14 protein-coding genes are annotated in these 14,139 nt (G+C 64.3%); 9 read left to right on the top strand and 5 right to left on the bottom strand.

Features of this window, described 5'->3' with window-relative positions; translation table 11 throughout:
• Positions 1-2: 2 nt before the first annotated feature.
• Both ACTS1Z_RS02950 and ACTS1Z_RS02945 read right to left on the bottom strand, forming a co-directional pair.
• Positions 3-1,676 carry a thiamine pyrophosphate-binding protein gene (locus ACTS1Z_RS02950; protein ID WP_442622945.1) on the bottom strand — a complete coding sequence of 558 codons (1,674 nt, stop codon included), beginning with the start codon at positions 1,674-1,676 and terminating at the stop codon, positions 3-5.
• Complete coding sequence (locus tag ACTS1Z_RS02945; RefSeq protein WP_442622965.1) at positions 1,673-3,109, bottom strand: NAD-dependent succinate-semialdehyde dehydrogenase; 1,437 nt, start codon at positions 3,107-3,109, stop codon at positions 1,673-1,675. Before ACTS1Z_RS02945 ends, ACTS1Z_RS02950 begins: the two co-directional genes overlap by 4 nt.
• Before the next feature lie 343 nt (positions 3,110-3,452).
• Between ACTS1Z_RS02945 and ACTS1Z_RS02940 the strand changes: the two genes are divergently transcribed.
• The 4 genes from ACTS1Z_RS02940 to ACTS1Z_RS02925 all read left to right on the top strand — a co-directional run bounded on the left by ACTS1Z_RS02940 (position 3,453) and on the right by ACTS1Z_RS02925 (position 6,875).
• Positions 3,453-4,379 (top strand): SMP-30/gluconolactonase/LRE family protein, encoded by a 927-nt coding sequence (locus ACTS1Z_RS02940; protein WP_442622944.1) that lies wholly within the window; start codon positions 3,453-3,455, stop codon positions 4,377-4,379.
• A gap of 31 nt (positions 4,380-4,410) precedes the next feature.
• On the top strand, positions 4,411-4,902 hold the full coding sequence (locus ACTS1Z_RS02935) for a GlcG/HbpS family heme-binding protein (RefSeq protein WP_442622943.1): 492 nt from the start codon (positions 4,411-4,413) through the stop codon (positions 4,900-4,902).
• 96 nt (positions 4,903-4,998) lie between these two features.
• Entirely contained in the window at positions 4,999-5,652 is a 654-nt protein-coding gene (locus ACTS1Z_RS02930) for an HAD-IA family hydrolase (protein ID WP_442622942.1), read from the top strand.
• Positions 5,649-6,875, top strand: a complete 1,227-nt coding sequence (locus ACTS1Z_RS02925; protein ID WP_442622941.1) for a cyanophycinase — start codon at positions 5,649-5,651, stop codon at positions 6,873-6,875. Before ACTS1Z_RS02930 ends, ACTS1Z_RS02925 begins: the two co-directional genes overlap by 4 nt.
• A gap of 10 nt (positions 6,876-6,885) precedes the next feature.
• On the opposite strand, the gene ACTS1Z_RS02920 is transcribed toward ACTS1Z_RS02925, so the two are convergent.
• Positions 6,886-7,689, bottom strand: a complete 804-nt coding sequence (locus ACTS1Z_RS02920) for a universal stress protein (protein ID WP_442622940.1) — start codon at positions 7,687-7,689, stop codon at positions 6,886-6,888.
• Positions 7,690-7,872: 183 nt separating this feature from the next.
• On the opposite strand from ACTS1Z_RS02920, the gene ACTS1Z_RS02915 reads away from it, so the two are divergent.
• The 5 genes from ACTS1Z_RS02915 to ACTS1Z_RS02895 all read left to right on the top strand — a co-directional run bounded on the left by ACTS1Z_RS02915 (position 7,873) and on the right by ACTS1Z_RS02895 (position 11,518).
• Complete coding sequence (locus ACTS1Z_RS02915; protein ID WP_442622939.1) at positions 7,873-8,583, top strand: CoA transferase subunit A; 711 nt, start codon at positions 7,873-7,875, stop codon at positions 8,581-8,583.
• A complete protein-coding gene (locus ACTS1Z_RS02910) occupies positions 8,580-9,164 on the top strand; it encodes a hypothetical protein (protein WP_442622938.1) in 585 nt (194 codons plus the stop codon). Before ACTS1Z_RS02915 ends, ACTS1Z_RS02910 begins: the two co-directional genes overlap by 4 nt.
• Complete coding sequence (locus tag ACTS1Z_RS02905; protein WP_442622937.1) at positions 9,164-9,817, top strand: 3-oxoacid CoA-transferase subunit B; 654 nt, start codon at positions 9,164-9,166, stop codon at positions 9,815-9,817. Before ACTS1Z_RS02910 ends, ACTS1Z_RS02905 begins: the two co-directional genes overlap by 1 nt.
• Positions 9,818-9,838: 21 nt before the next feature.
• Positions 9,839-10,804: an NAD-dependent epimerase/dehydratase family protein gene (locus ACTS1Z_RS02900; RefSeq protein WP_442622936.1), complete on the top strand. Its 966-nt coding sequence runs from the start codon at positions 9,839-9,841 to the stop codon at positions 10,802-10,804.
• A gap of 87 nt (positions 10,805-10,891) precedes the next feature.
• Positions 10,892-11,518, top strand: coding sequence for a glutathione S-transferase family protein (locus ACTS1Z_RS02895; protein WP_442622935.1), 627 nt, complete (start codon positions 10,892-10,894; stop codon positions 11,516-11,518).
• A 10-nt stretch (positions 11,519-11,528) separates the two neighbouring features.
• Here ACTS1Z_RS02895 and ACTS1Z_RS02890 read toward each other — a convergent pair whose 3' ends face one another.
• Complete coding sequence (locus tag ACTS1Z_RS02890) at positions 11,529-12,662, bottom strand: DSD1 family PLP-dependent enzyme (RefSeq protein ID WP_442622934.1); 1,134 nt, start codon at positions 12,660-12,662, stop codon at positions 11,529-11,531.
• A 5-nt stretch (positions 12,663-12,667) separates the two neighbouring features.
• Positions 12,668-13,942: a D-arabinono-1,4-lactone oxidase gene (locus tag ACTS1Z_RS02885; protein WP_442622933.1), complete on the bottom strand. Its 1,275-nt coding sequence runs from the start codon at positions 13,940-13,942 to the stop codon at positions 12,668-12,670.
• Positions 13,943-14,139: the final 197 nt, after the last annotated feature.

Raw genomic sequence — 14,139 nt, 5'->3', positions numbered from 1 at the left:
GATCACCGGGCGGCCTTGCGGACAGCTTCGACCGTCCTGCCGCCCGCCGCCAGCTGGTCCTCGACGTCGATCTTCAGATGCAAGAGGCGCACGCCGCGTTCGGATTTTGCGCGTTCCAGCGCGGGCGCGAACTCGGCCGTCGTCTCGATCGTTTCGGCCCATCCGCCATAGGCTCGGGCGAGCGCCGCGAAGTCGGGATTGCTGAGCGTAGTGCCCGACAGCCGTTCGGGATATTCGCGCTCCTGGTGCATGCGGATCGTGCCGTAACTGCCATTGTCGATGACGATCACGATCATCTCCGCGCCGTGCTGCACGGCGGTCGCCAATTCCTGCCCGTTCATCAGGAAATCGCCGTCCCCGGCGATCGCCAGCACCTGCCGGTCGGGATGGCGCAGCGCCGCGGCGACGGCGGCGGGAACACCATAGCCCATGGCGCCAGCGGTCGGTGCGAGCTGGCAGACCGGGCCATCATAGCGCCAATAGCGGTGCCACCAGCCGGAAAAATTGCCCGCGCCGTTGCAGATGATGCTGTCGGCAGGGAGCGTCTCGCGCGCCGCCTGCACGCATTGGGCGACATCCAGCGTCAGATCGTCATTCGCTTCGACCGTGTTCCACGCCTCCCATTCGGCATGGGCCTCCTGGCCGCAATCGAAATCGATGATCGCATGCTCCCAGAGCGAGGCTTCCTCGGAAAATTCGCGCATGTCCGCGCAGATGGCGAGATCGGTGCGATAGACGCGGCCTAGTTCTTCCGGATCGGGATGGACGTGGATCAGCATCTGGTCGGGATGGTCGGGCGCGATCAGCGTATAGCCGTCGGTCGTCGCCTCGCCGAGCCGCGCGCCGACGACGAGCAGCAGGTCGGCATTGCGGATCCGGTCGAGCAGCTTGGGGTTGGGGCCATAGCCGAGATTGCCGGCCCAGACCGAGCTCTCGTTCGGGATCGCGTCCTGCCGTCGGAACCCGCAGGCGACGGGGAGGCCGATATCCTCGGCGAATTCGCGAAAATAATGGGACGCGCCCGCGCACCAGTCCGCCCCGCCGACGATCGCGACGGGCGCGGCGGCGTCGCGCAGCAGTCCCATCATCACTTCCATCGCCTCGGGATCGGGATGCTGGGCGGGCCGGATGACCTTGGGGCGGTCCACGGCCGCGACCGCATCGCGCAGCATATCCTCGGGCAGCGCCAGCACGACCGGCCCCGGCCGCCCGTTCATCGCGACCGAATAGGCGCGCGCGACATATTCGGGGATGCGTGCCGCGTCGTCGATCTTGGCTGCCCATTTGGCGACGGGCCCGAACATCGCCGGGAAATCGATCTCCTGAAAGGCTTCGCGATCCTTGTCGCCGCGCCCGACATCGCCGATGAAATAAATCATCGGCACCGAATCCTGCATCGCGACATGGACGCCGATCGAGCCGTTGGTGGCGCCGGGGCCGCGCGTCACGAAGGCGATCCCCGGCCGCCCGGTCATCGCGCCATCGGCGGCGGCCATGAACGAGACGCCGCCTTCCTGACGGCAGACGATCAGGTCGATCTCCTCGGTATCGTGCAGCGCGTCGAGCACCGCGAGATAGCTCTCGCCGGGCACGCAGAAGATCCGGTCGCAGCCCTGGGCGACGAGATTGTCGACGAGAATTTGCCCGCCGGTGCGGGGCTTTGCCGTGTCGCTCATGCCTGATGCACCGCCTTGGTGACCATATAGGCCTCCAACCCCTCCGGCCCGTCCTCGCTGCCGAAGCCCGATTCCTTCACCCCGCCGAACGGCGCGTCGACCGCGCTGATGCCGACCGTGTTGATGCCGACCATTCCGCTCTCGATGGCGTCGCCGAGGATCATCGCCTGGCGGCCATTCTCGGTAAACGCGAAGGCGGCGAGGCCATAGGGCAGGCGGTTCGCCTGTTCGATGGATTCGTCGAGCGTTTCGAAGGGACGCATCATCGCGACCGGGCCGAACGGTTCGTTGGACATGATCTGCGCGTCGAGCGGGACATCGGCGATGACGGTCGGGCGGAAGAAGAAGCCGCTATCGCCCAGCACATCGCCGCCGGTCGTGATCCGCGCGCCCTTGTCCGCCGCGTCTGCAATCAGCGCGCCGACGGCTTCGGGGCGGCGTTCATTGGCGAGCGGCCCCATTTCGGTCGCGTTATCCAATCCGTTACCGACGGTGAGCCGTTCCGTCCGTCGCGTGAACTCCGCGACGAACCGGTCGTAGATGCCGTTCTGGACATAGAAACGCGTCGGGCTGACGCAGACCTGCCCGGCATTGCGGAACTTCTGCGGCACGATGATGTCGAGCGTGCGCTCCAGATCGCAATCGTCGAACACGAGTACGGGCGCATGGCCGCCCAGCTCCATCGTCGTGCGCTTCACGCCGTCCGCCGCGAGCTTCATCAGATGCTTGCCGACCGGCACCGATCCGGTGAAGCTGATCTTGCGGATGATCGGCGAGGCGATCAGGTGGGTGCTGACCTCGTCGGGCACGCCGAACACCATCTGCGCGACATGCCCCGGTACGCCCGCATCCAGCACGCATTGCATCAGCTTGATGGCACAGGCCGGGGTTTCCTCGGGCGGCTTGCAGATGATCGAGCACCCCGCCGCGAGCGCCGGTGCTAGCTTGCGCGCCATCAGGAAGAGCGGGAAATTCCAAGGGCTGAACGCGGCGACCGGGCCGACCGGCTGCTTGATGACGATGGACCGCTGGCCGGTCGGACGGACGAGCACGCGGCCATGCGCGCGCTTCGCCTCCTCGGCAAAATAGTCGAACAGCGCCGCCGCGCCGACCACCTCGCCCATCGATTCCCGATAGGGCTTGCCCTGCTCCATGGTGAGGACGGGCGCAATATCCTCGGCGCGTTCGCGCAGCAGGTCGGCGATTTTGTGGAGGACCACGCCGCGTTCATCGACTTGCCTGGTCTTCCATTCGCGGAATCCGAGCTCGGCCGCAGCGAGCGCGCGATCGAGATCTTCCGTCGTGGCGAGTGGCAGCGCAGCGAGCGTTTCGCCGGTCGCCGGGTTGACCACGTTCTGCGTCCGGCGGTCGCCGGCTTCGATCCATTCGCCGTCGATCTGGAAGGATAATTTTTCGGGATAATCGGGGGTCATCATGTTTCCGCTGACGGTTGGTTTGACGCTGCAATCATTATGGCGTGCGCGGCTTCAGCGCCACCCGTCATACGGAATTTGTTTGACGCCTGTTGTGCGAAACGGCGCCTTTCGACTTCGTGCTGTCCTACGCGGCCCGCTTCGCGCTATGGTGGCTTTCGTGATCGATCCCTGCCGCATATCCGGCCACCCGGCCCCGATCCGAAAAGTCACACCCGGCGCTGGGGTAGATAGCGAAAATCGGCGTTTTTCCGGGCAGAATGGCGAAAGTCACACCCGGCCGAAAAGGGCCTTCGGTGTCAACGGACAATCATGAAGCGGCGCGAACAGGAGAGAATTTGACATGAGCGATTTCGAGTTGGTGACGGACGGATTGCGTTTTCCCGAAGGCCCGGTGGCGATGGACGATGGGAGCGTCGTGCTCGTCGAGATCGCCGAGGGACGGATCACGCGGGTGCAGCCAGACGGCACCAAGGACACCGTCGCTGAACCCGGCGGCGGACCGAATGGCGCGGCGATCGGGCCGGACGGCAAGCTCTATGTCTGCAACAATGGCGGTTTCGAATATATCGAGAGCGACGGCATGCTCGCGCCGCACGGGATCGCGAAAGATTATTCGGGCGGGCGGATCGAGCGCGTCGATCTCGAAACCGGCGAAGTCGAAACGCTCTACAAGTCCGGCGATTTCGACTGCGTGCTGCGCGGCCCCAACGATATCGTGTTCGATGCGCATGGCGGCTTCTGGTTCACCGATCACGGCAAGGTGAACTACGAAACCCGTTGCCACGATATTGTCGGCATCTTCTACGCCAAGGCCGATGGCAGTCATCTCGAAGAGGTGATCTTCCCCTCCAACAATCCCAACGGCGTCGGGCTCTCGCCCGATGGCAAGACGCTCTACGCGGCCGAGACCTATACGTGCCGGTTGATGAGTTTCAACATCACCGAACCCGGCAAGGTCGCGCCCGATGCGGGGCCCGGTGGACCCGGCATCCCGCTCTATCGACCGGCCGGCTACAAATTCTTCGACAGTCTCGCCGTCGATGGCGAGGGCAATATCTGCATCGCAACCATCGGCGAATGCGGGATTTCGGTCGTCGCTCCCGATGGGTCGTTGGTCGAATTCGTCGCGACCGACGACATATTTACGACCAATGTCTGTTTTGGCGGGCCGGACATGCGGACGGCCTGGCTGACGCTGTCGGGGACGGGGCGGCTCGTAAAGATGGATTGGCCGCGCCCGGGCCTGAGGCTGGAGCATAACGCCTGACCACAGGCAGGCCGGTCTGGGGGAGAGAATAATGAAATTGCAGGGAGTTACGGGCGGCGCTTTGCTCGCGCTTGCAGCCGCGTTGCCGGCGCAGGCGCAGAATACGGCCGTCATGGATGCGGTGACGGCGCAGGCCGTTTTGAACGGTTGCGTCGCGCATGCCGAAGCGAACGGACAGAGCCACGGCATCGTGGTCGTCGACGCCGGCGGGCATATCATGGCCGCGCTGCGCATGGACGGAAACGGGCCCGGCATCGTCGCCTTTGCCGAGGAAAAGGCCTATGCGGCGGCGACCTGGGGCTTCTCGACCGCCGGTATGGAAGAGGGCGCGCGCAATACGCCGGGCTTCGCCGATGCGCCGGGGGTTGTTACGGTCGGGGGCGGCGTGCCGATTTACGACGCGACCGGTCAGCACCGATTGGGCGCGATCGGCGTCTCCGGCGAACCGCCGGAGGACGATATCGCCTGCGCCGAAGCCGGGATCGCCGCGGCCGGGTTGCAACCGCGGCGCATCCGCCAATAGTCGCGCGCCCGCATTTTGCTGCATCGCCGCGCTAATCGTTTGACCGCCGCGATTCATCGCCTTTAAGGACCGCGCAGATTTTCTGCGAGGCATGCGATGAACAAGACGGTGGTGATCTGGGATTTCGGCGGTGTGATCACGTCCTCGCCGTTCGATGCCTTCAACCGGATGGAGGAAGAGCGCGGCATCCCGGTGAACAGCGTCCGCCGGATCAACGCGGCGGACCCCGACAACAATGCCTGGGCGAAGTTCGAACGGTCCGAGATCGACGCCGCCCAGTTCGACGAATTGTTCGCGGCCGAAGCGCGGGCCGTCGGCGTGGAACTCAAGGGCAGCGACGTGCTGGCATGCCTCTCCGGCGATATCCGCCCGCGCATGGTGGATGCGCTCGATACGCTGAAGACGCGCGATTACGGGCTCGGCTGCATCACCAACAATGTGCCGGCCGGCAAGGGCGCGGGGATGGCGGGCAGCGAAAAAAAGGCCGCAGCGATCGCCGATATCATGACGCGTTTCGACCATATCATCGAAAGCTCGAAAGCCGGCGTCCGCAAGCCCGATCCGCGCATCTACGAGATGATGTGCGACGCGCTGTCGGTCGAACCGCGCGCCTGCGTCTATCTCGACGATCTCGGGATCAACTGTAAGCCCGCCGCCGCGCTCGGCATGACGGCGATCAAGGTGACGGGGGAGGCGCAGGCGCTTGCCGATCTGAGCGCCGCGCTCGAGCTGGAGGATGGCGTCTTGTGACACGCTGGCTGGCGATAGCTGTCTGGGCGGTTCTCGCCGCGCTCGCGCTTGCCAGCCCGGCTCGCGCCGATACCGGCCATCTGCTGATCGTCGGCGGCGGGCTCTCTTTCGACAACGAACCCGTCTACCGCGCGCTGCTCGATAACCGGCCGGAAGAGAGTCCCGGTGTCGCGATCATCGCTGCGGCGACATCCGACGCTTCGGCCAGTGCGGCGACCGTCGCGGGCGAGTTGATGCATTATGGCGTTGCGCCGGAAGAGATCATGATCGTCAGGCTCGCGGTGGTCGACGATCCCGATACACCCGATATCGACGAGAGCGACTGGGCGGCGAACGCCTCCGATCCGGAAGAGATCGCGAAGATCGAGGCCGCCGGCGCGATCTGGTTTACCGGCGGGGATCAGCTGCGCCTCAATCGGGCGTTGATCGAACAGAGCGGCGCTGACAGCCCGATGCTGGCGGCGATCCGCGCGCGGCTGCGCGACGGCGCGATCGTCGGCGGAACCAGCGCCGGGGCCGCAGCGATGAGCAGCCCGATGATCGCGCGCGGCAATGGCTTCGGCGCGCTGTTCGGCGATATCGGAGACGCGGTTGCCGACGAGGGCGACGGGCTCGTCCTGATGCAGGGGTTGCGGCTGTTTTCGCCCTTCATCCTCGATCAGCATTTCGCCGCGCGCGGGCGGCTCGGCCGGCTGATGCGCGCAATCATGGCGCAACCCGGCCCGGCGCGGATCGGCATCGGTATCGACGAAGATACGGCGCTGCTGGTCGACCTCGCCGAATATAGCGCGCAGGTGGTCGGCACGGGTGCGGTCACGCTGCTGGACGGACGCCGGGCATCAGCTACAGCCGGTGGTATCGACGGCGTTCGGCTTGCGCGCCTCCATGACGGCGATCGGCTGGGCCTCACGACTCTCGCGATCGAGCCGGCGTCTTCACGCGACATGGTCGACGACCGTCAGACGGTATTCAGCGGACTGTGGCCGAGCGTCGAACTGCTGCGTGCTTTGGAGAGCGAACGGCGGCAGGTGAATGTTTCGGAATTCCGGCCGCTCAATACGGCGCTGTTCGAAGTGCGGCTTGTCCAGGGTAAGCATAGCGTCCACTTTACGTTCGAAGCGGGCCGCGACACGCGGGCGTGGCGCGGTGCATCGGACACGGGCTGGAATGGCACGCTGACCGGTGCGCGCCTCTCGCTCGAAAGCGAGGACGCGACGCCGTAACGCGCGCCGCTCAGTGCATCATGAGCACCGGGACAGGCGATTGCTTGATGAAGTGCCGCGAGACGCCGCCGAACAAGGTCTGGCGGATGCGGCTATGGCCATAGGCGCCCATCACCATGTAGTCCGCCTTCCGGTCGAGCAGCAGGTCGTGCATCGCGTCGGCCACCTTTTCGCGCCGGTCGCGCAGGATCAGCTCCGCCGAGATGCCGTGGCGCGATAGATAGGCGCAGGCCGACGCTGCCGGGAAATCTTTCGGATCTTCGCCGATCGTCACCACTTCGACTGACTCGGCGACCTGCAGCATCGGGATCGCCGCGCGCATCGCATTGGCAGCCGGGGCGGAGCCGTTCCACGCGACCACCGCCTTGCCCGCGCAATCGAGCGCCTTGCTGGTCTGCGGCACGGCGAGGATCGGGCATTCGGCTTCCATGACGAGGTAAGTGACGCTGGATGCGAGATCGTCGTCGCTGTCCCCGGCCGGTTCGCTCAGGACGGCCACGTCTACGATGCGCGACTGGGCGACCAGCACGTCTTCCGGCGCGCCCTCGGCCGAAAGGAAATCCCAGGGGACGTCCTCGTTCTGCATTTCCGCGTCGAGCTTCGCCTTTTTCCTGTCCGCTTCCGCAAGCGCGGCCTCGCGCTGTTCGGCGACATAATAGGAGCCGCCGAACGGATCGAGCGCGACATAATCGCTGACCGGGATGCCGTGAATAAAGGTGATATGGCCGTTCGCCGCGCGCCCGAGATCGAGCGCCGCCTGCAGGCGGGACTCGAAACCGTCTTCGTCGTTTACGGGAAGCAGAATGGATCGCATGATGATTCTCCTGACCGGGATATCCTGTATAGCATGAGGATAGCGATCCGCCTCACAGCCGTGTTGATCGAAGTCAAACGCGGCGATTGCGGGATTTGCGGGCCGTGTGACGGTTACGGCAATTGACCCGACTCATTGCGCCCGCCTAATGGGCGAAACGCTTTCACCCCAGCGGAGACCTTCATGCAGAAAATCTATCCCGATGCCGCCACCGCGCTCGACGGGCTGCTGTTCGACGGCATGCATATCTGCGCGGGCGGGTTCGGCCTGTGCGGCATTCCCGAACGGCTGATCGACGCGATCCGCGACGCCGGCACGAAGGACCTGACCATTGCGTCCAACAATGCGGGCATCGACGGAGAAGGGCTCGGCAAGCTGCTGCGCACCAAGCAGGTGAAGAAGATGATTTCTTCGTACGTTGGCGAGAACAAGGAGTTCGAGCGGCAATTCCTCGCCGAGGAACTGGAGGTCGAATTCTGTCCGCAGGGCACGCTTGCCGAACGTTGTCGGGCCGGCGGTGCGGGTATCCCCGGTTTCTACACGAAAACCGGCGTCGGCACGGTCGTCGCCGAGGGCAAGGAGCATAAGGAGTTCGACGGCGAGACGTACATCCTCGAGCGTGGGATCTTCGCTGACCTCTGCATCATAAAGGGCTGGAAGGCCGACAAGAGCGGGAACCTCGTATTCCGCAAGACGGCGCGCAACTTCAACCAGCCGATGGCGACCGCCGGCAAGATCTGCGTCGCCGAGGTCGAGGAGATCGTGGAGGTCGGAGAGCTCGATCCCGACTGCATCCACCTGCCGGGCATCTACGTCAAACGCCTGATCGACGGCTCGCCCTACGACAAGAAGATCGAGTTCGAGACGACCCGCGAGAGGGAACTATCCCAGTGAGAAAAACCCTCATTGGGCTTGGCTTTCTTCTAGCGGCCCATAGTGTTCCTTCGTATGCGCAGATAGCGACCGACGAGCAATTGCGGCCTCTGGTGAAGGCAGAAGAACAGTTCCGGCAGTTCTTGTTGATGACGGTTATGAGAACTCAGACAAGTGCCATGGCGGTACGCAGTCTCGGGCTCACAGAATATTGTAGCGTTCTCTCGCCCTTATTCGAGGATGCGCTGGCCGAAGGACTGCCGAGGTGGGAGAACAACTTAATTCAAGCCCATCGTGACAACATACCTGCTGAAACACTCGCAGCAGCTGTTGATATGCCCGAGGAGCAGCGACGTCAGCTACTGGCGTCATATGCTGCTACCGTTGGAAATCAGATGCAACGCGAGAGCACCTCATTACTTCAGCAATCGGCCATGCAGATAATCCCTGCCATTGGCGAAGCCGCCAGCTCCGTCGATCCGTCTTCTGTCGATGAAGATGCCCGTATGGCCGAGATACAGGCAGCAATGGCGGATGGAAGTATTCTGTGCGGCTTAGATAGTGGAGCACAAACGGACTCTAGTGAAGAGGAAACACGATAATGCCCTGGGACCGCAATCAGATGGCCGCGCGCGCCGCGCAGGAGCTGGAAGACGGCTATTATGTCAATCTCGGCATCGGCATCCCGACGCTCGTCGCCAACCATATCCCAGACGGGGTCGAGGTCACGCTGCAATCCGAAAACGGCATGCTCGGCATCGGGCCGTTCCCCTATCCCGACGAGGTGGACGCGGACCTGATCAACGCCGGCAAGCAGACGATCAGCGCGCTGCCCTCGTCCAGCTATTTCGGCTCGTCGGACAGTTTCGCGATGATCCGTGGCGGGCACATCGATCTGACGGTTTTGGGCGCGATGGAGGTCGCGGAAAATGGCGACATCGCCAACTGGATGATCCCGGGCAAGATGATCAAGGGCATGGGCGGCGCGATGGATCTCGTTGCGGGCGTCAAGAAGATCATCGTCGTCATGGATCACACCTCCAAGGCGGGCGATCCGAAATTCATTCCCGAATGCACGCTGCCGCTGACCGGCACCAATGTCGTCGACATGATCATCACCAATCTCGGCGTGTTCCATCGCCCCGATCATGACAGCCCGTTCGCGCTGATCGAGCTGGCGCCGGGAGTGACGCCCGAGGAAGTCGGCGAAAAGACGACCGCGCATTATGTCGAGCGGGTCGGACAGGCCGCCTGACGCCGCGCTTGGAGGCATGACATGCGGGTCCTGCTGACCGGATCGTCGGGCTGGTTGGGCCGCTTTCTCGCGCCGATGCTGCGCGCCGCCGGGCACGAACCGGTCGGCCTGGACGTCGTGCCGGGTACGCATACGGTTATCGTCGCCTCCGTCGCCGATCGCACGGCGATCGACCGGGCTTTCGCGGATCACGGTATCGAGGCGGTCGTCCATGGCGGCGCGCTGCACAAGCCAGATATCGCGCGGTACCCAGCCCAGGCGTTCGTCGACACAAACGTGACGGGTACGCTCAATTTGCTGGAGGCGGCCGCGGCCGCGGCCCATGACCGTTTCATCTTCACGTCGACGACCTCGCTGATGATCCGCGCCGATGTGCGGGCGGGCAAGGATGGCGGTGCGACCGAGGCCTGGTGGCTCGACGAGGATTTCGGCCCGCTGCGTCCGCGCAATATCTACGGCGTCACCAAGCTCGCGGCCGAGCATCTCTGCCGACTCTATCACGAGCTGCACGGCTTCGATGTCGCGATATTGCGGACCGGTCGCTTCTTCCCGGAGGATGACGACACGCATAGCGAACCGAGCGGGCCCAACCTCAAGGCCAACGAGTTTCTCAACCGCCGGCTGACGGTCGAGGATGCGGCACGCGCGCATATCGCTGCGCTGGAGCGCGCGAAAGGGCTGGGCTGCGAAACCTTCATCCTGTCCGCGCCGCCGCCATTCTCCCGCGACGAAGCCGCAGACCTCATCGCCGATGCGCCCGCCGTCATCGCGCACCATTTTCCCGATGCGGCGGAGCTGTACGCCGCGCGCGGCTGGACGCTGCCGCCCCATATCGACCGGGTCTATGATCCGGGCCGGGTTGAGCGGCTGCTCGATTACCGCTTCGACACCGATTTCGCCGCCATCCTTTCGGCCCTGCGCGACGATGCGCCGCTGCCCTTCGCGCATGACCCGGATTATGTCTCGCCGATGGTCGCCGGCGGCTGATCGGACAAAAAGACGGTTGATCGCGCACCGGCGAACGGCGAGAATGTATGCCGTTGCACGTCCGCGACGCCATCACGGGACACTTTCATGATCAAACTCCACCATCTCCGCTTTTCGCGTTCGACGCGGATCATCTGGCTGCTCGAAGAGCTCGGCCTGCAATATGAGATGGAGGAGCATCACCGGCATCCGGAGACCAACCGGTCGCAGGAAGATCTGTTCGCCGTCCATCCGCTCGGCAAGGCGCCGACGGTGGAGATTGACGGGCATGTCATGGTCGAGTCCGGCGCGATCATCGAATATATCATCGAAACGCGCGGGGAGGGGCAGCTGGCGCCGACCTCGAACGCCGATCGCGCGCCCTATCTCGAATGGCTGCAATTCGCGGAAGGCACGCTCGCCATGCCGATCCTGCTGACGCTGCTGGGCCCGCGTTTCGGCGGGCTGGGCGATATCCTCGGCGGGTTCGTCGGCGGCGAGGTCACCAAGCTGCTCGATTATATCGATGCGCATCTGGAGGGCCGCGAATTCCTCGTCGGCGAAACGCTGACCGGGGCGGACATCAATCTCGAATATCTGCTGGAACTCTCCAATCTCGTCGGGCTGCTCGATGAACGCCCGAACGCCAAGGCCTATCTCGAACGGTTGATGAATCGCGAGGCGTACAAGAAAGCGATTGAGATCGGCGGTCCGCTGGTCGACCTGCCGGGTTGATGTCGCCGCCCTAGCGGCTCCGGCCGCGCGCGGTGACCGGCCAGATATCGATGACCGTGTCGCCGTCGACGACATGATAGGCGTCGTGCAGGTTCACCGTCGGATCGCAATGCGGCACTTGAAGCGTGACCATGGAACCGTGCGCGAATACGTGATCGGCGGCCAGCAATCCGCCATGTTCGTCGCCCATGAAGATGAAGCCCGTGCCTTCGGGCGCGCCGTCCATCACGACCGGCGTGCCGCCGTCCGTCGATAGCGCCTTGAAGCCCGCATCGACGGTCGCCATGCCCGGCGTGTTGCAGCTGACGATCCGCGCGTCGACAAGCAGGGCGGGCTCGAAATTCTCTGCATGGTCAAAGAGTTGGCAGACGCCATATTCATTATCCATGAAGACATAGGAGCCGACCTGCAGTTCGTTCAGCACGCCGAGCTCGGCATCGATCTCATGCGTTCCCGTCCCGCCACCGCTGACGATCTCGGGCGGGAAACCGGCCTCGGACAGCCGCTCCACGACGCCGCGCAGATAATCGGTACGCTCGACGATAGCGGCGCGGCGTTCGGCGTAAGACGCGATATGCTGCTGAAGCCCGCAATAGAATTGGACGCCCCGCAACTGCAGCGACGGATGGCTGGCGATCTCCCGCGCCAGATCGACGGCCGCCTCCGGCGAGGCGGCGCCGGTCCGGTGAATGCCGGGGTCGATATCGATAAGCAGGTCGAGCGGCGCATGTTCATCGAACGCAGCGGCGAGCGCGCGGACATTGTCGGGATGATCGACAACGACCATCAAGCCGTCGGTTTGCTCATGCAGTTTGACAAGCCGCGCGATGGCGCGGGCAGAGACGACCGGTGAGGTGATGAGGATGCTGGGGACGGACCCGGCCGCCGCCAGCGCCTCCGCCTCGCCCAGCTTGGCGCAGCATATGCCGCGCGCGCCCGCCTCCAGCTGCAGCTTGGCGATGTCGATGCTCTTGTGCGTCTTGGCATGGGGCCGGAGGGCGAGCCCCTTGTCCGCCGCGAACGCTGCCATGCGCGCGATATTCCGCTCCATCGCCGCCCTGTCGAGCACGAGGGCCGGCGTGTTCAGCGATCTGCGCCCACCTTGTTGGCCGATCAGCGCTTCGTTCTCGGAAAGCATCGCCATGGCCGTCATTCCCCCAGCCTGAAAAGCTCCGCCAGATGGCGGTTCGCGAATTTGCCCGTCGGGTCCGTGCCACGACAGACGGCGCGGAAATCCTCGGTCTTCGGATACAGCGTGCCGAGGTCGTCGAATTCGAGCGTGTGCCGCTTCGCCCAATGGGGCCGCCCGCCATGCGCGCGGAAGATCGGCTCGGCCTCGGCGAACAGGTCGCGCCACGGCATTTTCGCATATTGGTGCATCGAGATCGATGCGCAGGAGCCGGCATTGAACGGGCTCATCCAGATATCGTCGCCGGCAACCAGCCGATATTCGAACGGGAAGCTGACGGGCAGCTTCCTGTCGCGGATCCAGCCGATGACTTCGTTGAGCGCGGCGAAACCGTTGGCGCGCGGCAGCTGGTGCTCCATCTCCTCGAACCGTGTGTCGCGGTCCGACGGGAAGATCAGATAGGCCGGGCCGCGCCGCTCGGTCGGCTTGACGCCCTTCATGATCTGGCGCTGCAGCGATCCGGTGAGCTTGGGCATTCGCCGCACTGTCTTGCAATAGATGGCGAAGGCCTTCTCATCCATGTCGGTCTGTTTTTCGGGCGGATCGCACGGATCGCAGATATCCAGGGTCTTGAGAATGGCATCGTCCGCATAGGGGAAGGCCCAGAATTCGACATGGCGATGGAGCTCGGCCAGTTCGTCCCACCGCTCCTGAATTTCGGCCAGCGGCACGGCGCGGATGGTCTCGACGAGATGATAGGCGGGCAGGAGATCGATGCGGATTGCGAGCGCGATACCGAGCAGGCCGAGCGACACGCGCTGCGCCGGGAAGAGCTGCGCATTCTGTCCCTTATCGCATGCGATCACGCTGCCATCGGCCAGCATCAGGCGAAAGCCGCTGGCGATCGTCGCCAGGCTGCCGAGTTCCGCGCCCGTGCCGTGCGTACCGGTGGAAATCGCCCCGGCCAGCGATTGCGGGTTCACATCCCCCTGATTGGGCAGCGAATAGCCGTGCCGCCACAGCTCGGCGGTGAGCTTTGCGAGACTCCATCCGGCGGGCGCCCAGGCCGTTTTGCCGTCCGGTGCGATGTCGAGCGCCCCTTCCATGGCATCGAGCCGCACCAGCGCGCCGCCGGTTTCGCAGAGCGGCATGAAGCTGTGCCCTGCGCCGGTGACGCGTACTTTGTCATTATCCGCGACGATGCGCGCGAGTTCGTCTTCGTCGCGCGGCTGGGCGATCGCGCTCGGGGTAGCGCGCACGCTGCCGGACCAGTTCTGCCAGCTCGTCTCGCGCATTTCTCCCCCTCTTTGATCGACGCCATCCCCGCAGCTGCGAGTGCCGGACCCATGTCTACATAGAATGACCGGCCCGGCCATATAGAAAAATGCCATTCGCAGTATCGCGGATTTTGCGCTATTGGGCCGATTCATGGGGAACCGGTTCCAAATCTATCTGATCAAGCCGACGCGCTATCATGACGACGGCTATCCGC

Source organism: Parasphingopyxis sp., assembly GCF_052168295.1.
Taxonomy (GTDB): Bacteria; Pseudomonadota; Alphaproteobacteria; order Sphingomonadales; family Sphingomonadaceae; genus Parasphingopyxis.
Note: the sequence above shows the minus strand (reverse complement) of the source record. Positions and strands in the feature narration are given on the sequence as shown.